Below are 24,172 nucleotides of genomic sequence, written 5' to 3'. Positions count from 1 at the left end.
GATGCGCCGTTCAGCATTGACCGTCCGCGAGGACGTAGTAGCCGGGTCCGGTCTGCCGCAGGGTGTGCGTGACGAAGGTGTTCCAGAGGCCCATGTCCTGCCCCGAGCCGAGCGCGTAGGTGAGGCCGCCGCTCTGGGTGGCCCGGCCGGCCTGCACCTGGGCGTAGTTGCTGTCGGTGAAGCACTGCAGTGCGCTGCCGCTGGTACTCGCCGTCACCGCCGCCGACCTGGCGCCCAGGGTCCCCGAGGCGTCCACCGCCGCCACGGTGTAGGTGTACGAGGTGCCGGGGGCCAGCCCGGTGTCGGTGAAGGAGGTGCCGGTCGCGGTGCCGGCCGGCGAGCCGTCGCGGAGCACCTGGTAGGACACCGCGCCGCTGACGGCCTGCCAGGAGAGGCCGATCGAGTCCGGCCCGGCCGCGGACGCGGTCAACCCGGTCGGGGCCGGCAGACCGGGGGTGGTGGGCCCGCCACCACCGGACAGGCCCCAGAACTGCGCGGTGTAGTAGGAGGAGCAGATGGTGCCGAGGAAGTAACTGCCGGTCGCGCCGCACTGATCGGCGCCGGAGCCCGGGTCGACGGCGAGGCCGTGGCCCATCCCGGCGACGGAGTACACCGCCACGGCGGGCCGGCCGCCCGGGTCGGCGTACAGGTCCTCGGTGGTGCCGCCCGGCAGGGCGCGGCTCGACGTCGGGCGCTGGGGGAGGCCCCAGACGTCGGTCCACTGGTCGCGCAGTTCGGTGGCGTTCACCGGCCGGACGACGGTGTCCGAGGTGCCCTGCCAGACCGCGACCCGCGGCCACGGCCCGGCGTACCCCGGGTCCGCGGACCGGACCTTGTCGCCCCACTGGGCGGGGGTGAGGCCCTGGTCGCTGTTCTGGCAGGCGGAGGCGGCGCCCTGGGTGGTGGCGCAGTGCGCGGGCAGGCCGGAGTCGATCGCACCGCCGGCGAACACGTCCGGGTAGTCGGCCAGCAGGTCGGCCGCCAGGCCGCCGCCGGCCGAGAGCCCGGTGACGTACACCCGGTGGCCGTCCGAGCCGTACAGCGCCTCGGCCTTGGCGACCATCTGGGCCACCGAACCGGCCTCTCCGGTGCCCCGGGCGTCCTTGGTCGCGTCGAACCAGCTGAAGCACGACAGGCTGTTGTTGGCGCCGTTCGTCTGGGGGAACACCACGGCGAAGCCGTACAGGTCGGCGAACTTGGTCCAGCCGGAGTGCTGGTAGTAGTCGGAGGCGGTCTGGAGGCAGCCGTGCAGCGCGACCACCAGCGGCGCGCCGGCGGGCAGTCCGGCGGGGGTGTAGGCGTACATCGCGAGGTTGCCGGGGTTGCTGCCGAAGCCGGTGACCTGCTGGAACGTGCCGGTCGGGGAATCGGCCGCGGAATCGGCGGGGGAGACGGTCCCGGCGGCTGCGGCGGCTGCGGCGGTGGGGGAGGCAGTAGCGGCCCCGGCGGCCAGTGTCCCGGTGAGCGTGCCGGCGGTCAGCACGGCGGCGGCGGAGGTACGGGCGAGCGCGGCGAGGACGGACATCGGAGGCTCCTGGGTGGGGGAGGAGTCGACGTGGATGCCGTGCAGCGTGTCGCCTCCCGTGCACCGTGGCCATGTGGCGCGCGACCGCCGTCCAGCGGCCCGGCATGGCGTGCACCACCACCCCGAAGCCGACCGTCTCGGCGCCGACTTCCCGGTGCCGGGCGACACTTGAGGGAAGGACGGGAACAAGGCAGGTTGATCCCATGACGAATCAAGAGGTTGCGACCGACGAGCCGAATCCGCTGGTCACCGGGGAACTGCGGACCCGCACCCACACGTGGACGGCCGGTCCGCCGCTGACCGCCTACGCGCACCTGACCGGCGAGGAGATCCTCCAGGAGATCATCGCCGGGCGGATCCAGCCCTCCATCTGCAGCACGCTGGGCTTCCACCTCACCGCGGCCAAGCCGGGGTTCGCGGTGTTCGAGGGCGAGCCCGGTGACCACCTGTACAACCCGATGAACACCGTCCACGGGGGCTTCCTCGCCACCCTGCTCGACTCGGCCCTCGGCTGCGCCGTCCTGAGCCGCCTGCCCGCCGGACTCGGTTACACGACCACCCAGTTGAACGTCCACATGGTGCGCCCGGTGTTCGCCGACACCGGCCTGCTGCGCTGCGAGGGCGAGGTGGTGCACCTCGGCCGGACGATCGCCACCGCCGAGGCCAGGGTGGTCGGTGCCGAGACCGGCAAGCTGTACGCACACGCCACCACCACGTGCGCGATCCTGGGCCCGCGCTCGACGGACTGAGCCGAAGGGCCGGGAAGGGCGCCGGGGCCGGGGACGGGCGCGGCGCCGGGAACGGGACCGGATCGAGGCGCTGGGCCGCCCGATCCGGTCCGTGGGCGGCCGACATGCCGCGGGCCCTCCGGCCGGCCGGGCGTGTCAGCCGCCGAGGCTGGTGTTGTTCTCGCCGTCGGTGCACACGATGCGGATGGTGAGGTCGGCGGGCCGGGGCTCGCCCTTCTGGCCCTCCGGCGGGCAGTCGTCCTTGCGGACGGCGACGATCCAGCCGGTGGCGTCGTCGTTCGGGCGGTTCTCCAGGACGTCGGTCGGCTGGCGGTCGAGTCTGCGGTTCTCGCCGGGAGTGATGCTGAACCCGCCGCCGTAGACGCTCTCGTCGGGCGGGCAGAGCAACTCGTGCGGCTTTCCGTCGGCGCCGCCCCGGAGGGTGGGGCCGGTCACCGACTGCGGGGCGAGGATGCTCGTCGTCGCCGCCGCACTGCCGCTCGTGGCGGCGAGGACGACGACTCCCGTCACGAGGGTCACGGCGATCCTGGTCTTCCTGGGCACGAGGCGCTCCTGGGGTCCGGGGGTGGGGTGCGCGGCCATTTCAGCACGATGGTGATGCCCCGCCAGGAACCACGCACGGTGACGGTGTGTCGACAGCCGATCATGGGGCGACTGGGGTGTCTGCTTACGAACGACTACCTAGCGTGGTCTACTGGCCGCGAATCGCTGTCATCCGTGCGGCTGCCGAGCAGCCCTGACCGACATGTCGCGAGGAACCCCATGCCACGTAGAACACCCCCCAGCACCCTGCCCGCCAGGTCAACCGGAGCTTCGCGCAGAAGGCTCCGGGCGGTGCTGGCGTCCAGTGCCGTCACCGTCGTCCTGTCGACCACCACGATCCTGACCTCGCCCGCACCGGTCGCCGCCGCGGTGACCGACCCCTTCGCCGGGACCGGCGCGCCGCGCATCACCGACGAGCAGGTGCGGGCCGAGGTCCGGGCCGACGAGGTGGCCGCCTTCGGGCGCCCGGCCGCCGAGGGGATGGCGCGGGACCGGATCGGCCTGCGGGCCGTCCAGACCGGCTATCCGCAGACCACCCGCACCAACCGCTTCAACATGCTCACCGCCACCCAGGCGCAGGACAACGCGAAGTACGACCCCGCGCAGTTCGGCCGGTTCAAGCAGTACATCCCCTCGCCCGAGTACGGGGACCACATCGCCCTGCTGCCCACCGGCAAGGTGCTGATCTTCTCCTTCGAGGCCGTCGAGGAGAACCCCCAGAAGGAGACCGCGCCCACCGACGTCATCGGCAAGCAGAACGCCGGGCGTGCCTACCTGTGGACGCCGCCCGCGAACGACACCGACCCGGGCACGTTCAAGGCCGTCCCGCCGCCGGACGTCAACATGCCGGACGGCCTGGACGAGCCGCGCCCCGCGCCGTTCTTCTGCGCCGGTCACTCCTACCTGCCCAACGGCATGGTCGGCGTCTTCGGCGGCAACCTCGGCGGCAACGGCGGCACCGGTGCCAAGCTCGCCCTGGTCTTCGACCCGTGGACCGAGACCTGGCACCAGGAACGGGACATGGCGGTCGGCCGCTGGTACCCGTCCGTGGTCACGGGGGCCGACGGCCGGCAGACCATCATGTCCGGCCAATCCGAACTCGGCTACGGCACCCCGACCCCCATCGTCGAACGCTTCCCGGCCAAGGGCGTCGACGTCTCCTACGGCAAGTCGAGCGTGCCCGAGAACCTCCCGCTGGACCAGTGGAAGGCGGACGCGCCCTACCGGATGGACTACCCGCACCTGTTCTCGCTCAGGGACGGGAAGATCTACGGCTTCGGCCGCAGCGCCGACCAGCAGTTCGTCTTCGACCCGGTGAACGAGACCCGCGGCGCCCTGCCCAACCGCCCCGACGGCTTCACCCGCCTGTACGGCTCGGCGGTCGCCCTGCCCAACGGCACCAGCGGCCCGGACTCGGTGCTCGTCCTCGGCGGCGACCACAAGGACCCGAACACCTTCAAGTTCTCGGGCGGCCAGTGGACCAAGGAGAAGCCGAGGAACCTCGGCCGCGCCCAGGACGACACGCTCATCTTCCCCAACGGCAACCTGTTCACCGTCAACGGGGCCGTCGGCATCCGCGACTACGGCCTCGGCGACTACAACCCGAACGTCCCCGACGACCGCTTCCGCCAGGTCGAACTCCGCGACGCCGACGGCAACTGGGCCCTCGGCCCCAAGCAGCGGCTGCCGCGCGGCTACCACTCCAACGCGGTGGTCCTGCCGGACGGCCGGATCATGGTCACCGGCGACGAGCTCCAGCAGATCGCCAACAACCCGGACATCAAGGCCGGCAACAACGGCACCATCGAGATCTACGAGCCGCCGTACCTGCACCAGCCCGGCGGCCGCCCGGACATCCGGACCGCCCCGACCGACCCCGTGGGCTACGGCACCACGTTCCGGATCAACACCAACTCGCCGACCCAGGCCGCCCGCGCCGTCCTGCTCGCGCCCATCACCTCCACGCACTCGGTGGACACCAGCCAGCGCCGCCTGGAGCTCAAGCTGGTGAGCCGCGCGGGCGGCCAACTCGTCTTCCAGAGCCCGGCCTCGGCCGCGGACGCCCCGCCCGGCTGGTACATGATCTTCCTCCTCAACGACGCCGGTGTGCCCAGCGTGGCCAAGTGGATCCAGCTGTCGCCGAACCCCTAGTCCCACCGGCAGCCCCACCGGCACCTCCGTCGGCAGCCCCATCGACACACGCCGACGCCGAGCCGACACCGCGCCCACGCCCACGCCGAGCCGACACCACGCCGACCACTCCCGCCACTCCGACGGAGCCGACGGAGCCGACGGAGCCGACGAACGGAGCCACCCCGTGCCAGACCTGAGTCTGCGTCAAGACACCGAGATCCAGGGCGACATCCTCGCCGGATTCAAGAAAGACCACATGACCCTGCTGCTCCTCCAGTTCAGCGACGCCTCGGCGGCGCGGAGCTGGCTGGAGAAGATCACCCCCAGGATCGCCACCACCCAGGAGGTCGCCCGGTTCAACGAGACCTTCAGCGAAGCCCGTCAGTCCTCCGGCGGCAGCGACCCGACGGCGCTCAAGGCCACCTGGCTGGGCCTCAGCTTCACCTACCAGGGCCTGCAGTTCGTCACCGGGCAGCCGGAGCTCCTGAAGGCGGAGGCCAGGACCGGCGACACGCTGGAGGCGTTCATCCAGGGCCCGGCCGACCCGTCGCGGTCGATCGCGCTCGGCGACACCGACGACAACGACCCGAAGCGCTGGCTGTTCGGCTGCGCCACCAAGCCGGTCGTCCACGCGGTGCTGACCATCGCCTCCGACACCCCGGCGGACCTCGACAGCGCCGTGAAGGAGCAGAAGCAGGCCGCCGGCCAGGCCGGCGCGGTCGTCGTCTACGAGCAGGAGGGCAAGCACCTCGCGGGCGACAAGAAGGGCAAGGAGCACTTCGGCTTCAAGGACGGTGTCAGCGAGCCGGAGGTCGAGGGCTTCGACGAGCCCGACCCCAACCGGTTCACCGGCGAGGGGGCCGAGACGGTCTTCTACTCGAAGAAGCACCCCGGCACCCGGATCATCCCGGCCGGCGAGTTCGTCATCGGGAAGAAGCTCGCCGCGACGCACGCCCCGGAGACAGCCGCCGCCAAGACCGTCCCCGCCTGGATGCACAACGGCTCCTTCCAGGTGGTGCGCCGCCTGGAGCAGGACGTCGCCGGCTGGTGGGCGCAGGTCGACGCCCAGCTGCGGCGGCTGAAGGACCTCAAGGCGGTGCCGGAGGACACGAAGCGGGACTGGTTCGCCGCCCGGCTGGTGGGCCGCTGGCGCAACGGGGCGCCGGTGTGCAAGTACCCCGACCAGCAGCCCGGCGACCCGGCCGCCGGAGCGGACAACGACTTCAAGTACCTCGGCGACCCGGAGGACCCGGACGGCCTGATCACCCCGCTCTTCTCCCACCTGCGCAAGACCAATCCCCGCGCCGGGCTCGTCGACGGCGTTCCGGTCGACGAGGCCTTCATCGACGCCCGCCGGATCATGAGGCGCGGCGCCCCCTACGGGAAGCCCTTCGACCCGACCAGCGACATCCCCGAGTTCGGCCCCGACGCCCAGCGCGGCCTGCTCTTCGTCTGCTACCAGTCCGACCTGGTGGGCCAGTTCGAGTTCATCCAGGCCAACTGGATCAACGACCCGGACTTCCCGCCCGGCCGCGAGGCCAAGCCCGGCCCGGACCCGCTGGTCAGCGGCCAGCTCGCCACCGTGAACGACGGCCGGGTCAGCTGGGAGGGCAGGTCCCCGGCGGGCGAACGGGCCACCACCGGGCTGGACTTCCGCCCGTTCGTCCAGACCCGCGGCGCGCTCTACTGCTTCACGCCCTCCATCACCACGCTGCGCCGGCTCGCCCAGGGCCGTCTCAACGGCGAGCTCGTCGACGACGGCAGGCAGCCGGTCGTGGCGCAGAACCTGCCGATGGACTGCGTCCTGCCGCTGCCCGACGTGGACGGTCGCTACTGGACGTTCCAGCAGGGCACGATCCGCCTGATCGGCGCCGGCGGCACCGAGGTCCGCCAGCTCACCACCGGCACGGTCGACGACCGCACCGGGGTCGTGGTCAGGAACGTCGGACCGTACTCGTCCTGGCCCGCGCTGAGGGGCGTCACCCGGATCGACACCATCCTGCCGGTGTTCGACCAGCAGCGCGTCGACGGCAAGTGCGACTACTGGGTCTTCCACACCGTGGGCGGCAACCAGGCCTACCGTTACATCTCGATCGACGCCTCCGAGCCGTACGCGAGCCGGGTGGTGGCCGAGGACCAGCCGGTGAGCCGGTGGAGCTCGTTCGGCGGGACGACTCCCGTCACGCACGTGGACGCCTTCCTGCCCGTCCCCGACATGCGGCCCGCCGGCGACGGCTCGCACTGGTACTGGGTGTTCCACAACACCCCGGTGGGCCAGCGCTACCGGCTGATCTCCATCGGCCGCTCCGGCCGGGCGTACCCGGACCGGCTCCAGCGGGACGACCGGCAGCTCGGCCTCTGGCGCTCGCTGGAGGGCGTCACGCGGGTGGACGCCTTCCTGGCCGTTCCCGGCCGGGACGACCCGAGCGGCGGTCAGCACTGGTACTGGGTGTTCCACCAGGACAAGTACCGGACGATCATGATCAACCACGGCGGCAACCACCAGGACGACCTGCTGCGCGAGGACCGCCCGACGGCGGTCTGGTGCCGCCGGCCGTAGCCGTTCCGGGACCCTTCGGGGAGATGGACGACATCGGGTCCCGGGCGCCCCCAAGCGGGCCGGGCCCGCCACGGGGTGGGGCGGAGATCGCGGGCGGGGGACCCCCACGGGCCCCCCCCCCGCCCCGCCCGGGGCCCCGCGGGCGCCCGGCCGCCGTTCGGGCCCCGCCCGCCCCCCCGGGCCCGGGACCCGATCGGTGTGCGGCGTCAGAGCGCGGCGAGGATCCCGCAGACGGCCAGGAGGCCGCAGATGCCGAAGTTGACGAGCTTGTGGGAGAGGAAGACGGCGGCGAACTCCCGGATGGTCGCGCTGGGCCAGTAGTAGGCGGCGGTGGGGGAGCCGAAGACGTGGCCGTTGACGCCGGTCCTGCGGGCGGTGAGGGCAGCCCGGAAGGCGTGGAAGTTGTTGGTGACGACGACGCAGCGGTAGTCGGGCTTGGCGCCCTCCATGATGGCCTTGCTGAAGAGCAGGTTCTCCTCGGTGGTGCGCGAGCGGTCCTCGCGGGCGACGTGCTCGGCGGGGAAGCCGCGTTCGAGCAGGTAGTCGGCCATCGCGTGGGACTCCGGGAGCTTCTCGTCCGGTCCCTGGCCGCCCGAGGTGATGAGCACCGGCGGGTTGCCCCGCGCGGCCTGCTCCTCGTAGACCTCGCGGCCCCGGTTCAGCCGGCTGGCCAGCAGCGGCGGCACCCGCTCGCCGCCGATCAGCCCGGAGCCCAGCACCACGACGAAGTCGACGTCCCGGCGCGGCCGGTGGCGGCCGTAGAGGAAGGCGTAGCCGACGAAGCACACGAACAGGAAGGAGACGTAGCCGACCACCAGCACGGACGTGACCGCGAGGATGCCGAGCCGGTGCGAGCCGGTGGCGACCGCGAGGACCAGCAGGCCGAGGACGCCGACGATGCCCAGGCCGGCCAGCAGCGACAGCAGGTTGGCGGGCCGCACGCCCTCCTTGCGGATCATGGTCACGCCGTTGGCGAGCAGGAACCAGACCAGGGCCACCGTGCCGAGCGCCGGCAGCAGCACGATGGCGAGCGCCGCCAACTCGGCCACCAGCGTGGGCGCGTGCCGCAGTTCGGCGAGCAGGGCGAGCGAGAGGAAGGAGACGGCGATCCCGAGCAGCACGGCATTGCTGAACCGGCGCCGGTCGCGGAGCACCCCTATCCCGAACAGCACGAAGAACAGGACGGCCGGAGCGTAGGCGAACATGCCTCGTATCGTAGGTGTCGAGCGCGCCCGCCCTGAACTCGCGCGCGAACCACGGCCGGTGGGTAGCGGTTATGGCGCCACGAGGGGGGCGGCCGGCGCCGCTACCTCGACTCCGGGGGGAGCAGGGTGGCGAGGCCGTCGAGGACGCGTGCGACGCAGAACTCGAAGCGGGCGTCCATGTCGGGTTCGGTGAGGTCGCCGGCGAGTTCGACCAGGGTGGGGAACTCGGCGGCGGGCAGGGAGCGGAAGCGGTCGGCGGCCGCGTCCACGGCGTCCCGGCGGCTGCTGCTGCCGGTGGCCTCGGCGGCGGAGACCGGCGCCTGCTCCTGGAGGACGAAGCCCTGGACGAAGGTGCCGAGCAGGTAGGTGACCATCGCGGCGTCGGCGTTGGAGAAGCCGGCCTCGCGGAGGCGGTCGAGCTGCTCCTCCAGGATCGCGAGCATGTGCGGGCCCAGGCCCAACCGGCCCGCCACGACCTTGGCGGCGTCGCGGTTGTCGAGCAGCAGCCGGCGGTGGATCCGGCAGTACCCGTGGAGCTGCTCGCGCCAGCCGCCCTCGCGCGGCGGCGGTTCGGCCTTGGCCATGATCGCGTCGTTGAGGAGGTCGATCAGCTCCTCCTTGTTGCGCACGTGCCAGTACAGCGAGGCGGCCTTGACGCCGACCTCGGCGGCGACCTTGCGCATCGACAGCCCGGCGAGGCCGTCCCGTTCCAGGACCTTCAGTGCCGCCTGCGCCAGCGCTTCCCTGGTCAGCGCCGGTGTGGCGCCCTCGTTCTCCGGCATGGGTGTGTGGACGCCTCCTGTGGTCGGACCGGGTCTTCCGGTGCTGGTCCGGTGCCGTTCCGGCGCGCCCGCGGCGCTCCTCCCGGCGACCTCACGATATCCCGCTTGCAATCTAACGGTGTTAGGGGCACTCTTGGCGTGCCACCGGGGCCCCTAACACCGTTAGGGGCGGAGAAGTCCGGAGGGGAGTCCGGTGAATCTGGAGGGGAGTCCGATGAAGGAGTCGGGAGGGCCGGGCGCGCGCCGCAAGCGGCTCGCGCTCGTGACGCTCTGCGTCACCATGTTCATGTCCATGCTGGACAACGTCATCGTCAACAACGCCCTGCCGCGGATCGGGCAGGACCTGGATGCCGGCATCAGCGGCCTGCAGTGGGTCGCGGAGGGCTACAGCCTCGTCTACGCCGCGCTCGTCCTCACCGGCGGCGCGCTCGGCGACCGGTACGGCCGCACCCGGGTGTTCCGCCTCGGCCTCGCGCTGTTCACGGCCGGCTCCGCCGCCGCCGCGCTCGCCGGGACGATCGAGGTGCTGGTCGCCGCCCGGATGCTGCAGGGCGTCGGCGCCGCGCTGCTCACCCCGGGCAGCCTTGCCATCCTGCGGACGGTCTTCACCGGGGAGCGCGAGCGGGCCAGGGCGATCGGCACGTGGTCCGGGGTCTCGGCACTGGGCCTGTCCGTCGGCCCGGTGCTCGGCGGTCCGATGGTCGAACACCTCGGCTGGGCCAGCGTGTTCTGGATCAACGTGCCGATCGGCGTGGCCGGGCTCGTGCTCGCCGCCCGCGTGCTCCCCGACATCCCCGCGCGCCCCCGGCGGATCGACCTCGGCGGCCTCGCCCTGTCCGCGGCCGGCCTCGGCGCGCTCGTCTACGCGCTGATCGAAGGGCCGTCCCGCGGCTGGACCGACACCCGCGTGCTCGCCTGCGGCGCCGCCGCGGCCGTGCTGCTCGCCGCCTTCCTGGTGCTCGAACTGCGGGTGCCCCAGCCGATGCTGGAGCTGCGGCTGTTCCGCGACGGCGCCCTGAACGCCGCGCTGCTCAGTGGGTTCATGGTCAGCTTCGGGATGTTCGGCGCGCTGTTCTTCCTGCCGCTGCTCATGCAGGGCGTGCTCGGCTGGGCCCCCTCGGACGCGGGCTACGCGGGGCTGCCGATGACCGCGATGATCGTGTTCGCGGCGCCGCTCTCCAGCCGCCTGACCAGCGCGTACGGCCCCCGGCTGCCGCTGGTGCTCGGGGTCTCGCTGTGCGCGGTCGGCCTCTTCGGGCTGTCCTTCCACGGCGAACGGGCCCACTACGTCGAGTACCTGTGGACGCTGTTCACAATGGGCCTCGGCATGGGGATGACGTTCACCCCGGTGTCGATCGCGGTGCTGCAGCGGGTGTCCCCGGCGCAGACCGGGATGGCCTCGGCGACCATCAACACGCTGCGGGAGCTCGGTGGCGTCCTCGGGATCGCGGTGCTCGGCGCCGTCCTGACCAACCGGATGACGGACACCCTCACCGCCTCCCTGCACCGGCTCGGCGTCCCGGCCGGCGCCGTCGGCCCGATCGCGGACGCGCCCGCCGGGCGCGGCACGGGTGCGGCGGGCGCGCTGCCCGCTCCGGTCCAGGCGGCCGTGGACGGAGCCTTCGTCGACGGTGTCCACCTCGCGCTGCGGTGCGGCGCGGGTGCGCTCGCCGTCGCCGCCGTCCTGGTCGCGCTGCTCCTCGGCCGGGCCCGCCCGGTCGCCGGCCCGCCGACGGGTGAGGACGCCCACGCGGGTGCGGAGCACAGCCCGGCGGACGGCCCCGGGGTCCACGCCCGGTGACGCCGTCACCGGGCGGGTCTCAGCGGATCCCCTCGACCGCCGCCTGCGCCGCCCGGGCCAGTTCCCGCCGGGCGCCCCAGCGGGTGGGCTGCGGCTCGGGGGCCGGGATCGGCGGCAGGAACGTCACCTCGGCGACGAGCCCGCGCACCGCGACCACCCGGGCGAGCGAGGTGAGCAGTCCGTCCTCGCCGACGAAGGCCGGCGCGCTGGTCGGCCGTCCGTCCGCCAGCCGGTAGCGGATCGTCACCGGCTGGACGAAGGCGCCGGTGTCCACGGCGGCCTGGAAGAGCGCCGGACGGAACCGCCCGTTCTCCCGCCCGCACCACGTCGACCCCTCCGGGAAGACGATCACGGGGTGGCCGGCGCGCAGCTCCCGGGCGACCGCCCCGATCGTGTCCGGCAGGGTGCGCAGCCGGTCCCGGTCGAGGAACACCGTGCCGCCCCAGGCGACCAGCGGCCCGAGCACCGGCCAGCGCCGGACCTCGGTCTTGGCTAGTGAGCGGCCCGGCCGCCCGGCGGCGATCAGCGGGATGTCCAGCCACGACACGTGGTTGGCGACCACGAGCATCCCGCCGCCGACCGCGCCGGTGGGTTTGTCGAGGCGGACGGTGACCCCGAGCGAGCGCAGCAGCGCGCGGGCCCAGAGCCGGATCATCCGGTCCCGCGGCTCGTGCGGGAGGAAGCGGACCGGCACGGTGAGGGCGACGCCCGTGACCACCGCCGCCAGGCAGACCGCGAGCCGCAGCGCCCGCCGGAGGTGCGGGACCTCCGGCGAGGCCTCGACGAGGCACGTGTCCGGGCGGCAGGGCGCGGTCGGCAGCCACACGCTCATGCGCCCGCCTCTCTCCGCTCGCGGGGCGCTTCGCGCAACACGCACCGCTCAATGGCTCGCATTCCCCCAGCCTTCGGCCGGGGGTGCCCCCACCGCTCGCTCACTTGGTCGTGACCGACGGCAGGCCGGGCACGCCGGCGAGGAAGTGCCGCAGGTAGCGCGGGTCGGTGCGCTCCAGGGACAGCAGCACGTAGAGGTCGGCGCAGTCGAAGTCCGGGTCGTGGGCGGGCTCGCCGCAGACCCAGGCGCCGAGGCGCAGGTAGCCGCGGAGCAGCGCGGGCAGGGCGCCGCGCTCGGCGCGGGGCACGCCGGCGGCGTCCCAGCGGCGGTGCGGGGTGACGCGGTACTCCTCGGGGGCCAGGTGCTTGGCGCTGACGGCGTCCCAGACGCGCGCGGCGGTGGCGCCCCGGTCGTCGAGCGGGACGGAGCAGCAGCCGCCGAGCCAGGTGTTGCCGGTCTCGACCATGTAGCGGGCGATGCCGCCCCACATGAGGTTGATGACGGCGCCGTTGCCGCGGTGCTCGGCGCTGATGCAGGAGCGGCCGACCTCGACCAGGCCGGGGCGGACCGGGGCGAGCGCCGAGAGGTCGAACTCGCCGTCGGAGTAGAGCCGTCCGGCCCGGCGGGCGGCTTCGGGGCGCAGCAGCCGGTAGGTGCCGACGACGGTGCCGTCCTGGCCCTCGCGGACCAGCAGGTGGTCGCAGTACTCGTCGAAGGGGTCGACGTCGAGGCCGGCGACCGGGCTGTGCAGGACGGCGCCGAGTTCGCCGGCGAAGACCTGGTGGCGCAGCCGCTGGGCGGCGCGGACGTCGTCCTCGTCGCGGGCGAGGGAGACGGTGTAGGTGGGCGCGGGCGTGGGGTCCTGGCGCTGGGCGGGCACCGCCGGGGCGTCGTGGGTGGGGGCGACTGCGGTCGGAGCGTACGTGGGGACGGTGGTCATGGCGGACCCTCCAGGGCAGCACGGGCGGCGGTGCCGCGGTTCTCGTGGCACCGGCCCGGTTCGCACGCGCTGGGCACGGGCGCGAACCGGTCACCGGTATGTCTGTCCGAGTCGGCTGGAATTCACGTTGCCGTTCGGCGGAGGGCAGATGTGCAGCTGTTGAATGGGACCACCCTCGCCCGGTGGTCATCTGCGGGGCACCTGCGGGTCGTTCGGCGCTCGCCGGGTGGGGGTGGACACGACAGGGCCCCGCCGGGTACGCCCGGCGGGGCCGTCGTTCGGGTGTGCGCGGGCGGGGTCAGTACGCCCGCCAGCCCTCCGGGTCCACGCCGCCGGGGACGGCGTCGGCGGGGCCGTACGGCTCGCGGGTGAGCACGAAGGAGCCGAGGTCGAGGTGGCTCACGGTGCCGTCGGCGGCGCGGACGGCGCGCAGGGTCTCGCCGGCGTAGTAGTTGTCGAGCCCGGTCCAGGTGCCGTCCGGCTCGGCGCGGAAGCGGGAGTTGCGGTGGCCGCCGGCGAGCGGGCCGAGTTCGAGGCCGCGGTCGGCGGTGAGCCGCAGGACGTGCGGGGCGGCGCCCCAGTACCAGGGGCCGGTGAGTGCGAGGAGGTCCTGGTCCACCTCGGGCAGCGGGCGCCAGGGAGCCGGGATCCGCGGCTCGTGCTCGGCGGTGATGGCGATCAACTGGGCGGCCAGCAGAGGGGCGTTGGCGCCGCTGGTGGCGTTGGTGAGGGCGAGGGCCGCGAGGCCGTCCTGCGCGCTGACCCAGAGCCCGGCGACGAAGCCCGGCACCGAGCCGGTGTGCCCGTACAGCACCCGGCCTTCGTGGCGCAGGAGTTGGAGGCCGAGGCCGTAGGCGGAGGTCCAGTCCGGATTGTCCGCTCCGACGGCCGGGCGGCGCATCTCGGCGATCGTGTCGGCGGAGAGCACCAAGCCGTCGCCGGCGGCGAGGAAGGCGGCCCAGCGGGCCAAGTCGGAGGCAGTCGACCAGAGTTGGCCGGCCGGGGCCATCAGCCCGGTGTCGGTGAGGGGCTCGGGGAGCATGACGTCGGCCCACGGGTGGACGGCGAAGCCGCCGGCGTGCGGCTGCTCGGGCAGGAGCGTGGTGCGGTCCATGCCGAGCGGGGCCAGCACCTCGCGCCGCAGCGCCTCGTACCAGGGCTCGCCGCGCAGCTTCTCCACCAGGGCGCCGAGCAGGGCGTAGCCGGGGTTGGAGTAGTGGTGGCGGCGCCCGGCCGGGTGCTTGAGCGGCTCCTGCGCTTCGAGCAGGTCGCCGAGGGCGGGCCGCAGGGCGCCGTCGGTCCGCTCCCACCAGGGGCCCGGCGTCTCGGCGGCGAGTCCGGCGGAGTGCGCGAGCAGCTGGGCGATCGTGGCGTCGTCGGCCGGGGTGCCGGGCAGGTGGCGGGCGAGCGGGTCGGCCAGGTCGAGCAGGCCCTCGTCACGCAGCCGCAGCACCAGCACGGCGACCATGGTCTTGGTGAGCGAGCCGATCCGGTACTGGACGTCGGGGGTCGGCGCGTGCCCGTCCACCATGCTGCGGGCCCCGCTCCAGACCGGGCGGCCGTCGCGCACCACCGCGGCCACCAGGGAGGGCGTGCGGCCCTCGGCCTGGGCCACGGCGGTGCGGTGGAACAGGGCGCGGCGGGTGGTGGGCAGCAGCCCCTCGGGCAGGTCCGTCATGTGCTCTTCCGGAGTACTCATGATCGGACAGTAGTTCAGTCCGGCGCGCGTCTCCGGTGATTAACGGTCGTCCGCGGAGCGGCCGTACCAGCGCTGGAGGCCCTGCCGCCACCGGGGGACGTCCGGGCCGCCCGGCAGCGGCGGGAGTTCGGGCCGGTGCAGCCACGCGTCGAAGAGGTCCGTGAGCGACGCCTCGGTGTAACGGGAGGCGTGCCCGACCAGATCGGCGGTGGCCACGACGCCGTGCCGGTGGATGCTCGCCCAGTCCTTCAGCATCCCGAAGAAGGCGACGTCGCCGAGCGCGCACCGCAGCGCGTGCACGGCGAGGCCGCCGCGCTGGTAGAGCCGGTCGTCGAACATGAGCTTCCGGCTCGGGTCGGCGAGCCGCAGGTCCTGCGGGAGCCCCGCCAGCAGGGAGTGCGCGGCGGCGGCGTGGGTGGCGGCCGCCGGGCCGCCCGCGTGCTCGGACCAGAGCCACTCCGCGTACTTGGCGAAGCCCTCGTTCAGCCAGATGTGCCGCCAGTCGGCGATCGTGACGCTGTTGCCGAACCACTGGTGCGCGAGCTCGTGCGCGACCAGCCGCTCCCGCTCCCAGCCGCCGCCGAGGTGGTTGGTGCCGAACGTGGCGACGCCCTGCGCCTCCACCGGGACGTCCAGCTCCTCGTCCGCGAGGACCACCGCGTACTCGCCGAACGGGTACGGGCCGAACACCTCGGTGAAGTACGCCATCATCGCGGGCTGGCGGCCGAAGTCCCGGGCGAACGAGGCCGCCAGCCGCTCGGGCACGTACCCCGTCTGCGGCACCGCCGGGCGCTCGGTGAGCGGCACCGGCAGGTAGTGGCCGATCGAGACCGTCACCAGGTACGACGAGGTCGGCGCGCTCTGCTCGTACACCCAGGTCGTGCTGGACGCCCGGGTGGTGCGGGTCAGCAGCCGCCCGCTCGCCACCACCGTGAACGGCGACGGCGTGGTGACCGCTATCTGGTAGGTCGCCTTGTCCGCCGGCCGGTCGTTGCACGGGAACCACGAGGGCGCGCCGACCGGCTGGCTGGCCACCAGCGCGCCCTCCGTCAGCTCCTCCCAGCCCAGGCCGCCCCACGGGCTGCGCACCGGCCGGGGATTGCCGCTGTAGTGCACCTCGACCGTGAACGCCGCGCCCGCCGTCAGCGCCTTCGCCGGACGGACCCGCAGCTTGCCGCCGCGGTGGGTGTAGCGGGCGGCCTTGCCGTCCACGAGCACCCGCCCGATCCGGAACTCGGCCAGGTCCAGCGCGAACTCGGCGAGCGCCGCGTTCGCGACCGCGCTCAGCCGGGCCGAGCCGCCGAGCCGGTTGGGTCCGGGCCGGTAGTCCAGCGCCAGCTCGTAGCGGTGCACCCGGAAGCGGTGGTCGCCGCTGTTCGGGAAGTACGGGTCAGGTGCTCCGGCGGCCGCCGGGACGTGCTTGGGCTTCACGGGGTCGTGGTGCGCTTCCTGCGGGCCGGGACTGGTGGTCATGACGTGGGCTGCCACGCCTCGATGGGGTTGCCCAGCCACCGCGTGTCGGCGGGGACGGACTCGGCCCGCATCACCAGCGAGGCCGGGCCCAGCGTGCTGCGCTCGCCCACCGTGCTGCCGGGCAGCACGATCCCGCCCGGGCCCAGGGTGGCGCCCTCGCGGAGGACCACAGTATCCATCCGCATGATCCGGTCGTGGAAGAGGTGGGTCTGCACGACGCAGCCCCGGTTGATGCTCACCCCGTCCCCGAGGGTGACCAGGTCCGCCTCCGGCAGCCAGTAGCTCTCGCACCACACGCCGCGTCCGACCCGCGCGCCGAGCGCGCGCAGCCACAGGTTGAGCAGCGGCGTGCCCGGCACCGCGCCGACCAGCCACGGCACGGCCAGCACCTCGACGAAGGTGTCGGCGAGCTCGTTGCGCCACACGAAGCCGCTCCACAACGGGTGCTCGACCGCCCGGAACCGGCCGACCAGCACCCACTTGGCCACCACCGCGACCGCGCAGGCCACGGCGCCGGCCGCCAGCAGGACCGGGCCCGACAGCGCCGCGGCCAGCAGCGCCGACGAGCCGGCCAGCCGGGACAGCGCCGCGACGGTCAGCACGCCGAGCGCGCCCGAGGCCAGCACCGGCACCACCCGGGCCAGCTCGACCAGCCCGCGCGCCCACAGCAGCCGGGCCGGCGGCTCGTACGTGAGGCTCTGGTCCGACTCGTCCGCCGAGCGCGGCAGCCGCATCGGCGGCATGCCCAGGTACGAGCCGCCCTTCTTGGCCTTCTCCGGCGTCGCCGACAGCACCCCGACCAGGCCCCGCTTGGGCACCGCCCGCCCGGGCGCCGTCATCCCCGAGTTGCCGAGGAACGCCCGCTCGCCGACCTTCGCCTCGCCCAGGCGCAGCCAGCCGCCGCCGAGCTCGTACGGCGCCATCAGGGTGTCGTCCGCGAGGAAGGCCCCGTCGCCGACCGTCGTCAGGCTCGGCAGCGCCAGCACCGTGGACACCTCGGCGCCCCGGCCGACCCGCATCCCGAGCGCCCGCAGCCACAGCGGCGTGACCAGGCCCGCGTACAGCGGGAACAGCACCTCGCGGGCGCGGTCCATCAGCTGGGTGACCGTCCACGCCTGCCAGCCGACCCGGCCGTGCAGGGCGTGCACGCCCGGGACCAGGCCGACGCTCAGCAGCCGGACGGCGGCCACCAGCTGCGCCGCGTACACCGCGCCGTACGCCAGGGTCGCGGGCACCAGGCCGAGCAGGGCGCCGCGCACGGCCGCGCCGAGGTCGTCGCCGGGGCGGACGAACAGGGAGAGCAGCGCGAGGGCGGCGGCCGCGGGCAGCACCGGCAGCAGGCTCAGCGCCGTGCCGCTGACGCCGTACATCGCGGACCAGCGGGCCCGGCGGAGTGGGCGCTCCTTCGGCCACGCGCGTTCCGCGCGGCCCAGCTTGACGGCGGGCGCGCCGCCCCAGAGCTGGCCGGTCGGGACCTGGCCGGTGACGCTGGAGCCCGGTACCACCTGGGCGCGCTTGCCGATCCTGGCGCCCGGCAGCAGCGTCGACCGGGTGCCGACCACGGCGCCCGAGCCGACCTTGACCTGGCCGACCTCCAGCCGGTCCCCGTCCAGCCAGTAGCCGCACAGGTCCACCTCGGCCTCGACCGCGCAGCCCCGGCCCAGCTTGAGCATGCCGGTGACCGGCGGCTGCGAGTGCAGGTCCACCTCGGCCGCGACCTTGGCGCCCAGCGCGCGGGCGTAGTGCACCAGCCAGGCCCCGGACAGCTCCGTCGCGCCGCTCGTCTCGGCCAGCCGCTCGGCGGCCCACAGCCGCAGGTGGGTGCTGCCGCCGCGCGCGTAGCTGCCCGGACGCAGGCCCCGCAGCAGCAGTCGGGCGCCGCCCGCCGCGATCGCGAGCCGGCCCGCCGGGGTGTACAGCACGAGCGCGCCCGCGCCCACCGCCCACCAGGAGGCGGTGGGCGCCCACGGGTAGTCGCCGAGGTGGGTGAGGAGGTTGCCGGCCGCCAGCAGGGCGACCGTCCAGCGCAGGCCCACCACGGTGAACAGCGGGAGCATCAGGAGCAGCTGCAACAGCTTGGCCCTGGTCGGCACCGGGCTGATCGTCCGGGCCTCGCCCCCGTCGGCGGCGGAGCGCTCCAGGTGCCGGGCCAGCTTGCGCAGCGTCGGGTTCTGGTAGATGTCGAGGACGGCCGCGCTCGGGTAGCGGGTGCGCAGCAGCGTCGTGAGCCGGGCCGCGGCCAGGCTGCTGCCGCCGATCGCGAAGAAGTCGTCACGCGGGCCGCCGACCGTGACCCCGAGGATCTCGGACCACTGCTCGGCCAGCCAGGCCTCGGTGCCGTACAGCTGCTCGGTCGGGCCGCCGGTCTCCAGGTCGGGCAGCGGCCAGGGCAGGGCGTTGCGGTCGACCTTCCCGGACGTCCGGGTGGGCAGCGTGTCGACCGGAGCGAGCAGCGGGACGAGCGCGGCGGGCAGCTCGGCGCGCAGGCGTTCGACGGCCTTCTCGCGGTCGAAGGGCTCGTGGGTGTTCGGGTCCCCCGGTGCGTCGTCGGCGCCGTGGAGGACCAGGTAGCCGACCAGCAGCTGGTTGCCGCCGCGCGCGGTGCGGACGGCGGCGGCCGCGCCCGCGACGCCCGGCAGTGCCTGGAGCGCCGCGTCGACCTCGCCGAGCTCGATCCGGCGCCCGCCGAGCTTGATCTGCTCGTCGGTGCGGCCGAGGAACAGCAGCCCGGCCGGGTCGGCCTGGACCAGGTCCCCGCTGCGGTAGGCGCGCTCCCAGCCCATCGAGGGCAGCGGCGCGTACTTCTCGGCGTCCTTCTCCGGGTCCAGGTACCGGGCCAGACCGGCGCCGCCGATCACCAGCTGCCCGGTGCCGCCGGGCGCGACCGGCTGCCCGGCCTCGTCGACCACGACGAGGTCCCAGCCGTCCAGCGGCAGGCCGATCCGCACCGGGCCGTCGCCGGTCAGCAGCGCGGCGCAGGCCACCACGGTCGCCTCGGTCGGGCCGTAGGTGTTCCACACCTCGCGGCCCTCGGTGACCAGCCGCTGCACCAGCTCGGGCGGGCAGGCCTCGCCGCCGAAGATCAGCAGCCGCACCTCGTTCAGCGCCTCGGCCGGCCACAGCGCGGCCAGCGTCGGCACGGTGGAGACCACGGTGATCTCCTGGTCCGCCAGCCACGGGCCGAGGTCGGCCCCGCTGCGCACCTGCGAGCGCGGCACCGGCACCAGGCACGCGCCGTGCCGCCAGGCCAGCCACATCTCCTCGCAGGAGGCGTCGAACGCGACGGACAGGCCCGCCATCACGCGGTCGCCCGGGCCGATCGGCTCCTCCTGCAGGAAGAGCGCGGCCTCGGCGTCGACGAACGCGGCGGCGTTGCGGTGGGTGACGGCGACGCCCTTGGGGCGGCCGGTGGAGCCCGACGTGAAGATGATCCAGGCGTCGTCGGCCGGGGTGGGGCGGTGCTCCTGCGCGGGCGCGCGGTGCTCCGGCGCGGGCGCGCGCTCGGCGGTCGTCGTTTCGGCGGTCGTCGTTTCGGGGGTCGTCGTTTCCGGGGTCGTCGTTTTGACGGTTGTCGGTTCGGTGGTCGTCCGTTCGGCGGTTGTCGTGAGGACCCGCTCGGCGCCCAGCACGCCGGCGACGGCGGCCTCGCCGAACACCAGCTGCGCGCGCTCGTCCGGGTCCTCGGCGTCCACCGGGACGTAGGCGGCGCCGGCCGCGAGCACGGCCAGGATCGACACGTACAGGTCGTTGGTGCCGGACGGCACGCGCACGCCCACCCGGTCGCCGCGGCCGATCCCGGCGGCGGCCAGGCGGCGGCGCAGCTGCTCGACCTCGGCGGCCAGGGCGCGGTAGCTGAGCACCGTGCGGCCGTCGTCGAGGGCGGGCTCGTTCGGGTGGCTGCGCACGGTGGCGTCGAGGACGTCGACGAGCGTGCGCGCGGCCGGCGCCGGGCGGCCGGGGAAGACGGCTCGGGCCGAGGCGTCCTGCTGGTCAGGCTGGTTCGGTTCGACCGGATGGTTCGCTTCACCTGTCATGGCAGCCCGTGACTCCTTGTCCTCGCCCCGTTCCACTCCGGGGCTGGAGTAGACAACCGACCGATGGTAGCCCGGGGGTGCGGTGGGTGACGGGGGCGCTACTGGCGGGTAGCGCGTGCAACTCGACTATGGGTGACCGAATCTGACTGTTCATCAGTTGTTAACTGATGGTTCGTGGTTCGGATGTGATGGAGCGTCAGTCGTTTTGACGGAACGTCAGGTGAAAATCGGCGTCGTGAGGCATGCCACACGGGTTCTTGCGCTGTTCGGGTGGCGGGCCCGGGCGTTTCGGCCGGATCAGGGGTTTCCGGCCGCCGTCCGGGCCCGCCGGGGCGTGGAGGGGAGGGTTCAGCGGAAGAGGGGGAGGTGTTCCTCCAGGAAGGCCGGGAGGGTGCGCGGGACGCGCCCGGTCAGGCGGCTGATCGTCGGGTCCGGCTGCTCCTTCCGGAGCACCGCGAGCCGCTGGATCTCCACCACGTGGGTCGCCAGCCACTCCGGCATCCCGGCCCGCGTCACCAGGTGGGCGCGCAGCTCTTCGGAGGACAGGTCGACGTAGCGGACCGGCCGGCCCAGCAGCTCGCCGATCAACTCGGCCAGCTCCGGATGGCTGTACGCCCGCCCGCCGGTGAGCTCGTACGTGCCGCCCGCCAGCTCCGGCCGGGTGAGCACGTCCGCGGCGATGTCCCCGATGTCCCGCACGTCTACGTAGTTGCAGCGCGCCCGTTCCATCGCCCCGTGCACCACCCCGGCCGCGGCGATGCCGGGCGCGAGGAGGAGGAGCTTCTGCATGAACGCGTACGGCCGCAGGACGGTCGCCGCCATGCCGGAGGCGCGCAGGTGTCCCTCCACCCGGTGGTGTCCGCGCGAGACGGCCACGGGGGACAGCGGCTCCGCGGCCGGGGCGGAGATCTTCACGACGTGCTCCACGCCGCACTCCCCGGCGATCCCGATCGTGCGCAGCTCGTGCTCGACCTGGTGCGGGCCGTTGGCCATCGTGAGGAACAGCTGGTGGGCGCCCCTCAGCGCGGTGCGCAGCGACTCCGGGTCGGCCGCGTCGGCGAAGACCGGTTCGACGAGCGGGCGGGTGCTCGCGTCGAGGTCGCGGTCGAGGGTGGCGGCGAGGCGCTCGGGATCGCGACTGAGCGCTCGGGCCGGAGCGCCCAGGGCGGCGAGGCTGCGGAGGGTGGCTCCGCCGGTGGCGCCTGCTGCGCCCATGACGACGATCATGAGGTCTGCCTCTCGGGGTGGGGTGCGGGGTCGTTGCGGTGCTGCGGGGCGGCGGGGTGCTGCGGGGCGGCGCGGTGCGGGCGGCAGGCGCGCCAGCGGATGGTGATGAGGGTCGCGGCGATCGCCGAGGACAGCGGCAGGTCGACGGGGAGGCGGCCGGGCCAGGCCTGGTCGGCCAGTGCGGGAATCCGGGGCAGCCAGTGCGCTCCGGCGAGGCCGACGGCCAGGGCCACGGCTGCTGCGGTGACGGCGAGGACGATCGCGACTGCGGCGCGCGGCGCGCGGGCTGCCCACGCATGGGGCGGGCGGCGGCGCAGCCGGGCTCCGATGAGGGCCGCGACGACCGCCGATGTGCCGGCGATCGTGGTGACCGCGGCGAGCATCAGCTCGGGCTGGTGCGTCGCGGCGCCGCCGAGGCCGGCCATCAGGGCGGGCATGACGTAGGCGGTCAGGACTTCTCGCCGGAGGACGAATCTCGGGGGTGCGCCTGGGGCCTTCTTGCTCATGGGGTTCCTGTTCTGTAGGGGAGGGTGCTTGATTAGGTGGCTAATTATTTGGGCGTGCGGTGGTTAGGTGGCTAAGTATTTGGGCGTGCGGTGGTTAGGTGGCTAAGTATTTGGGCGTTGGGCGTTGGGTGGTGGGTGCTGGGGCGTTGGGTGGGGTGGGGGGTGGTTAGTCGGTGGTGAGTGCGTCGATGCCCTCGACCACGCGGGCCAGGAGGTCGAGGAACGTCGTCCGTTCCTCGACCGAGAGGCCGCCGACCATGGCCTGCATCCGGGCGTAGTGCTCCGGTGCCAGGTCGCGCAGTCGCTGCGCCCCCCGCGCGGTGAGGATCACCACGTTGCGCCGCCCGTCCTCGATGGACGGGCGACGGGCCACCAGGCCCTCCCGCTCCAGTCCGTCGACCAGCCCGGTCACCGTCGCCCGCGAGACGCCGAGGCTCTCCGCGAGCTGGGACGGCGACTTCTCGCCGCCGTGGTCCTCCAGGTCGGCCAGCAGCCGGTACCGGCCGGTGGACAGTCCGAACCGGCCGAAGTGCACCTCGCCCGCCTGGCCGAGCCTGGCGCCCGCCGCCATCAGCCTGGCCGCCACCAGTACCGCCTGCGGGTCGGCCGTGAGGCCGTAGCGGGCGATCTGGCGGCGTGCCTGGTCCAGCGTGGGGGCGCCGTGGCCGGCGTCGGGGTGCTGCGTCATGGGTTTAATATGGCGGCTAATCAGTTTCCCGGTCAAGCCCGGGCGGGGCGGGTTGCCCCGGAGGCACTACGCGGCGCGCGAGGCAGGGGTGATGCGGGGCGGGGTCCAGTCGGCGTGCTTCAGCACCGTTCGGACCATCGCACCGGGCGGGGTGAGCCGGATCGCCGCGTTGCGCAGACCGACGGCGACCGGGTTGGTGAGCTGCTGGCCCATCCTGCCTGCCCGTCGGGCGTCGCGTGCCACCGTCAGGGTGCGGGGGCGGCGTGCGGCGTCGTAGCGGGTGAGTGCGGTGGTGATGGCGGCTTCGGCGGTAGCGGTGTCGAGGGCGGTGGCGGTGCCGAGGGAGGCGGCCAGGGTCACTGCGTCTTCCAGTGCCTGGCACGCGCCCTGGCCCAGGTGCGGTGTCATCGCGTGGGCCGCGTCGCCCAGCAGGGCGATCCGGCCGACGGCGAAGGACGGGACGGGTGTGACGAGCTCGTTCACGTCGTGGTGCAGCACGTCCTCGGGGCGGGTCGCCGCGAGCAGTGCCGGGATCGGGTCGTGCCAGCGGGCGAACCTCCGGCGCATCTCGTCGAGCGGGTCCCGGTAGCGCAGGCCGGCCGGGGCGTTGAGCGTGGCGTGCCACTCGGCCCGGCCGTCCGGGAACCCGATGTGGCCGAACTCGGCGCCGTGGCCCCAGGTCAGCGCGAAGTCGTCGGCCAGACCCTCGACCGGGCGGTCCGTGATCGCGCGCAGGACCGTCGACCCCGCGTACACCGGGCCGGGGTGGGACGGGAACAGACGGCGGCGCAGCTTGCTGTTGATGCCGTCGGCGGCCACGACGAGGTCCGCCTCCAGCGTGGTTTCGCCGTAGGTCACCCGGACCCGGGAACCGGGGGCGGTTGCGACGTCGGTGACCTCGGAGCCGATCACGAGGTCGTTGGGGGGTATCGCGGCGCGGAGGATCCGGTGCAGGTCGGCCCGCGGGATGCCGACGATGGGGGTGCCCAGTTCGCGCTCCAGCGCGGCGCCGTCCATCAGGGCGAGGCGGCGGCCGTCGGGGGTCCTCGTACCTCCGGTGTACTGGCGCCGCGACGCGGCCTCGACGGCGTCGGCGACACCGAGCGTCGCGAGTGCGCGCATGCCGTTGGCGTGCAGGGAGATGCCGGCGCCCGCGTCGTCGAGGGTCGCAGCCCGCTCGACGACGGTCACGTCCCACCCCACCAGCCGGAGCCCGATCGCGGCGGACAGGCCGCCGATTCCGCCCCCGACCACCACTGCGGTGTTGTTGCTCATGGCTGGTCCTTTCGTGCTGCCTTCTACATCTGTAGAAGGAGGGTACAGCGGGCTTATGGGGGCCGCTGCGCGGGGCTTGGGGTGCGGGGTGGGCTTTCGGGTGGGTGGGGTTCGCCGGGGGTGGCTGCGGGGGTGGCCGCTCCGGGGGCTGGATGATTTTCCGACTGCCGACTCTGTGGGTGGGGGGCTTGGACCGTTGG

The 24,172-nt window shown here is 73.8% G+C and carries 17 protein-coding genes; 4 read left to right on the top strand and 13 right to left on the bottom strand.

Annotated features, from left to right (window positions below):
• Positions 1 to 10 precede the first annotated feature (10 nt).
• Positions 11 to 1,525, bottom strand: a complete 1,515-nt coding sequence (locus ACFXDE_RS14360; protein ID WP_380494101.1) for a PHB depolymerase family esterase — start codon at positions 1,523 to 1,525, stop codon at positions 11 to 13.
• 203 nt (positions 1,526 to 1,728) lie between these two features.
• Here ACFXDE_RS14360 and ACFXDE_RS14355 point away from each other — a divergent pair, with 203 nt between their 5' ends.
• Positions 1,729 to 2,274, top strand: coding sequence for a PaaI family thioesterase (locus ACFXDE_RS14355; protein WP_380494099.1), 546 nt, complete (start codon positions 1,729 to 1,731; stop codon positions 2,272 to 2,274).
• 135 nt (positions 2,275 to 2,409) lie between these two features.
• On the opposite strand, the gene ACFXDE_RS14350 is transcribed toward ACFXDE_RS14355, so the two are convergent.
• Complete coding sequence (locus ACFXDE_RS14350) at positions 2,410 to 2,856, bottom strand: hypothetical protein (protein ID WP_380494097.1); 447 nt, start codon at positions 2,854 to 2,856, stop codon at positions 2,410 to 2,412.
• Positions 2,857 to 3,108: 252 nt separating this feature from the next.
• On the opposite strand from ACFXDE_RS14350, the gene ACFXDE_RS14345 reads away from it, so the two are divergent.
• Both ACFXDE_RS14345 and ACFXDE_RS14340 read left to right on the top strand, forming a co-directional pair.
• A complete protein-coding gene (locus ACFXDE_RS14345; RefSeq protein ID WP_380494095.1) occupies positions 3,109 to 4,968 on the top strand; it encodes a galactose oxidase-like domain-containing protein in 1,860 nt (619 codons plus the stop codon).
• Between the two features lie 166 nt (positions 4,969 to 5,134).
• Positions 5,135 to 7,510 carry a Dyp-type peroxidase gene (locus ACFXDE_RS14340; RefSeq protein ID WP_380494093.1) on the top strand — a complete coding sequence of 792 codons (2,376 nt, stop codon included), beginning with the start codon at positions 5,135 to 5,137 and terminating at the stop codon, positions 7,508 to 7,510.
• A 206-nt stretch (positions 7,511 to 7,716) separates the two neighbouring features.
• Here the strand turns inward: ACFXDE_RS14340 and ACFXDE_RS14335 are convergent, their stop codons facing one another.
• Together ACFXDE_RS14335 and ACFXDE_RS14330 are read right to left on the bottom strand one after the other, a co-directional pair.
• The gene (locus tag ACFXDE_RS14335) at positions 7,717 to 8,715 is read right to left on the bottom strand and encodes a YdcF family protein (RefSeq protein WP_380436406.1); all 999 of its coding nucleotides are present in this window, start codon (positions 8,713 to 8,715) and stop codon (positions 7,717 to 7,719) included.
• A gap of 101 nt (positions 8,716 to 8,816) precedes the next feature.
• Positions 8,817 to 9,497: a TetR/AcrR family transcriptional regulator gene (locus tag ACFXDE_RS14330; RefSeq protein ID WP_380436408.1), complete on the bottom strand. Its 681-nt coding sequence runs from the start codon at positions 9,495 to 9,497 to the stop codon at positions 8,817 to 8,819.
• Between the two features lie 214 nt (positions 9,498 to 9,711).
• Here ACFXDE_RS14330 and ACFXDE_RS14325 point away from each other — a divergent pair, with 214 nt between their 5' ends.
• The gene (locus tag ACFXDE_RS14325) at positions 9,712 to 11,298 is read left to right on the top strand and encodes an MFS transporter (RefSeq protein WP_380494090.1); all 1,587 of its coding nucleotides are present in this window, start codon (positions 9,712 to 9,714) and stop codon (positions 11,296 to 11,298) included.
• Between the two features lie 19 nt (positions 11,299 to 11,317).
• Here the strand turns inward: ACFXDE_RS14325 and ACFXDE_RS14320 are convergent, their stop codons facing one another.
• The 9 genes from ACFXDE_RS14320 to ACFXDE_RS14280 all read right to left on the bottom strand — a co-directional run bounded on the left by ACFXDE_RS14320 (position 11,318) and on the right by ACFXDE_RS14280 (position 23,972).
• On the bottom strand, positions 11,318 to 12,130 hold the full coding sequence (locus ACFXDE_RS14320) for a lysophospholipid acyltransferase family protein (RefSeq protein ID WP_380494088.1): 813 nt from the start codon (positions 12,128 to 12,130) through the stop codon (positions 11,318 to 11,320).
• A 100-nt stretch (positions 12,131 to 12,230) separates the two neighbouring features.
• On the bottom strand, positions 12,231 to 13,070 hold the full coding sequence (locus ACFXDE_RS14315) for a GNAT family N-acetyltransferase (RefSeq protein ID WP_380436412.1): 840 nt from the start codon (positions 13,068 to 13,070) through the stop codon (positions 12,231 to 12,233).
• A gap of 298 nt (positions 13,071 to 13,368) precedes the next feature.
• Positions 13,369 to 14,769 (bottom strand): serine hydrolase domain-containing protein, encoded by a 1,401-nt coding sequence (locus ACFXDE_RS14310; RefSeq protein WP_380494086.1) that lies wholly within the window; start codon positions 14,767 to 14,769, stop codon positions 13,369 to 13,371.
• 39 nt (positions 14,770 to 14,808) lie between these two features.
• Entirely contained in the window at positions 14,809 to 16,242 is a 1,434-nt protein-coding gene (locus tag ACFXDE_RS14305) for a M1 family metallopeptidase (protein ID WP_380494084.1), read from the bottom strand.
• Positions 16,239 to 20,276 carry a Pls/PosA family non-ribosomal peptide synthetase gene (locus tag ACFXDE_RS14300; protein ID WP_380494082.1) on the bottom strand — a complete coding sequence of 1,346 codons (4,038 nt, stop codon included), beginning with the start codon at positions 20,274 to 20,276 and terminating at the stop codon, positions 16,239 to 16,241. Before ACFXDE_RS14300 ends, ACFXDE_RS14305 begins: the two co-directional genes overlap by 4 nt.
• Before the next feature lie 348 nt (positions 20,277 to 20,624).
• Positions 20,625 to 21,491, bottom strand: a complete 867-nt coding sequence (locus ACFXDE_RS14295) for an NmrA family NAD(P)-binding protein (protein WP_380494080.1) — start codon at positions 21,489 to 21,491, stop codon at positions 20,625 to 20,627.
• An 8-nt stretch (positions 21,492 to 21,499) separates the two neighbouring features.
• Positions 21,500 to 22,009, bottom strand: coding sequence for a hypothetical protein (locus ACFXDE_RS14290; RefSeq protein WP_380494078.1), 510 nt, complete (start codon positions 22,007 to 22,009; stop codon positions 21,500 to 21,502).
• A gap of 166 nt (positions 22,010 to 22,175) precedes the next feature.
• Positions 22,176 to 22,697, bottom strand: coding sequence for a MarR family winged helix-turn-helix transcriptional regulator (locus tag ACFXDE_RS14285; protein ID WP_380494076.1), 522 nt, complete (start codon positions 22,695 to 22,697; stop codon positions 22,176 to 22,178).
• A 66-nt stretch (positions 22,698 to 22,763) separates the two neighbouring features.
• The gene (locus ACFXDE_RS14280; protein ID WP_380494074.1) at positions 22,764 to 23,972 is read right to left on the bottom strand and encodes an FAD-dependent monooxygenase; all 1,209 of its coding nucleotides are present in this window, start codon (positions 23,970 to 23,972) and stop codon (positions 22,764 to 22,766) included.
• Between the last annotated feature and the right edge of the window lie 200 nt (positions 23,973 to 24,172).

Source organism: Kitasatospora sp. NPDC059408, assembly GCF_042751525.1.
In the GTDB taxonomy this organism is placed as follows: Bacteria; Actinomycetota; Actinomycetes; order Streptomycetales; family Streptomycetaceae; genus Kitasatospora.
This window is presented reverse-complemented; position numbering and strand designations above follow the sequence as displayed.

Bases quoted from the DNA above. Each gene is read 5' to 3' on its own strand.
- ACFXDE_RS14295 (WP_380494080.1), bottom strand. From the start codon at position 21,491: ATGGGCGCAGCAGGCGCCACCGGCGGAGCCACCCTCCGCAGCCTCGCC.
- ACFXDE_RS14285 (WP_380494076.1), bottom strand. From the start codon at position 22,697: ATGACGCAGCACCCCGACGCCGGCCACGGCGCCCCCACGCTGGACCAG.
- ACFXDE_RS14325 (WP_380494090.1), top strand. From the start codon at position 9,712: ATGAAGGAGTCGGGAGGGCCGGGCGCGCGCCGCAAGCGGCTCGCGCTC.
- ACFXDE_RS14350 (WP_380494097.1), bottom strand. From the start codon at position 2,856: ATGGCCGCGCACCCCACCCCCGGACCCCAGGAGCGCCTCGTGCCCAGG.
- ACFXDE_RS14360 (WP_380494101.1), bottom strand. From the start codon at position 1,525: ATGTCCGTCCTCGCCGCGCTCGCCCGTACCTCCGCCGCCGCCGTGCTG.
- ACFXDE_RS14290 (WP_380494078.1), bottom strand. From the start codon at position 22,009: ATGAGCAAGAAGGCCCCAGGCGCACCCCCGAGATTCGTCCTCCGGCGA.
- ACFXDE_RS14355 (WP_380494099.1), top strand. From the start codon at position 1,729: ATGACGAATCAAGAGGTTGCGACCGACGAGCCGAATCCGCTGGTCACC.
- ACFXDE_RS14305 (WP_380494084.1), bottom strand. From the start codon at position 16,242: ATGACCACCAGTCCCGGCCCGCAGGAAGCGCACCACGACCCCGTGAAG.
- ACFXDE_RS14335 (WP_380436406.1), bottom strand. From the start codon at position 8,715: ATGTTCGCCTACGCTCCGGCCGTCCTGTTCTTCGTGCTGTTCGGGATA.
- ACFXDE_RS14300 (WP_380494082.1), bottom strand. From the start codon at position 20,276: ATGACAGGTGAAGCGAACCATCCGGTCGAACCGAACCAGCCTGACCAG.
- ACFXDE_RS14320 (WP_380494088.1), bottom strand. From the start codon at position 12,130: ATGAGCGTGTGGCTGCCGACCGCGCCCTGCCGCCCGGACACGTGCCTC.
- ACFXDE_RS14310 (WP_380494086.1), bottom strand. From the start codon at position 14,769: ATGAGTACTCCGGAAGAGCACATGACGGACCTGCCCGAGGGGCTGCTG.
- ACFXDE_RS14280 (WP_380494074.1), bottom strand. From the start codon at position 23,972: ATGAGCAACAACACCGCAGTGGTGGTCGGGGGCGGAATCGGCGGCCTG.
- ACFXDE_RS14315 (WP_380436412.1), bottom strand. From the start codon at position 13,070: ATGACCACCGTCCCCACGTACGCTCCGACCGCAGTCGCCCCCACCCAC.
- ACFXDE_RS14330 (WP_380436408.1), bottom strand. From the start codon at position 9,497: ATGCCGGAGAACGAGGGCGCCACACCGGCGCTGACCAGGGAAGCGCTG.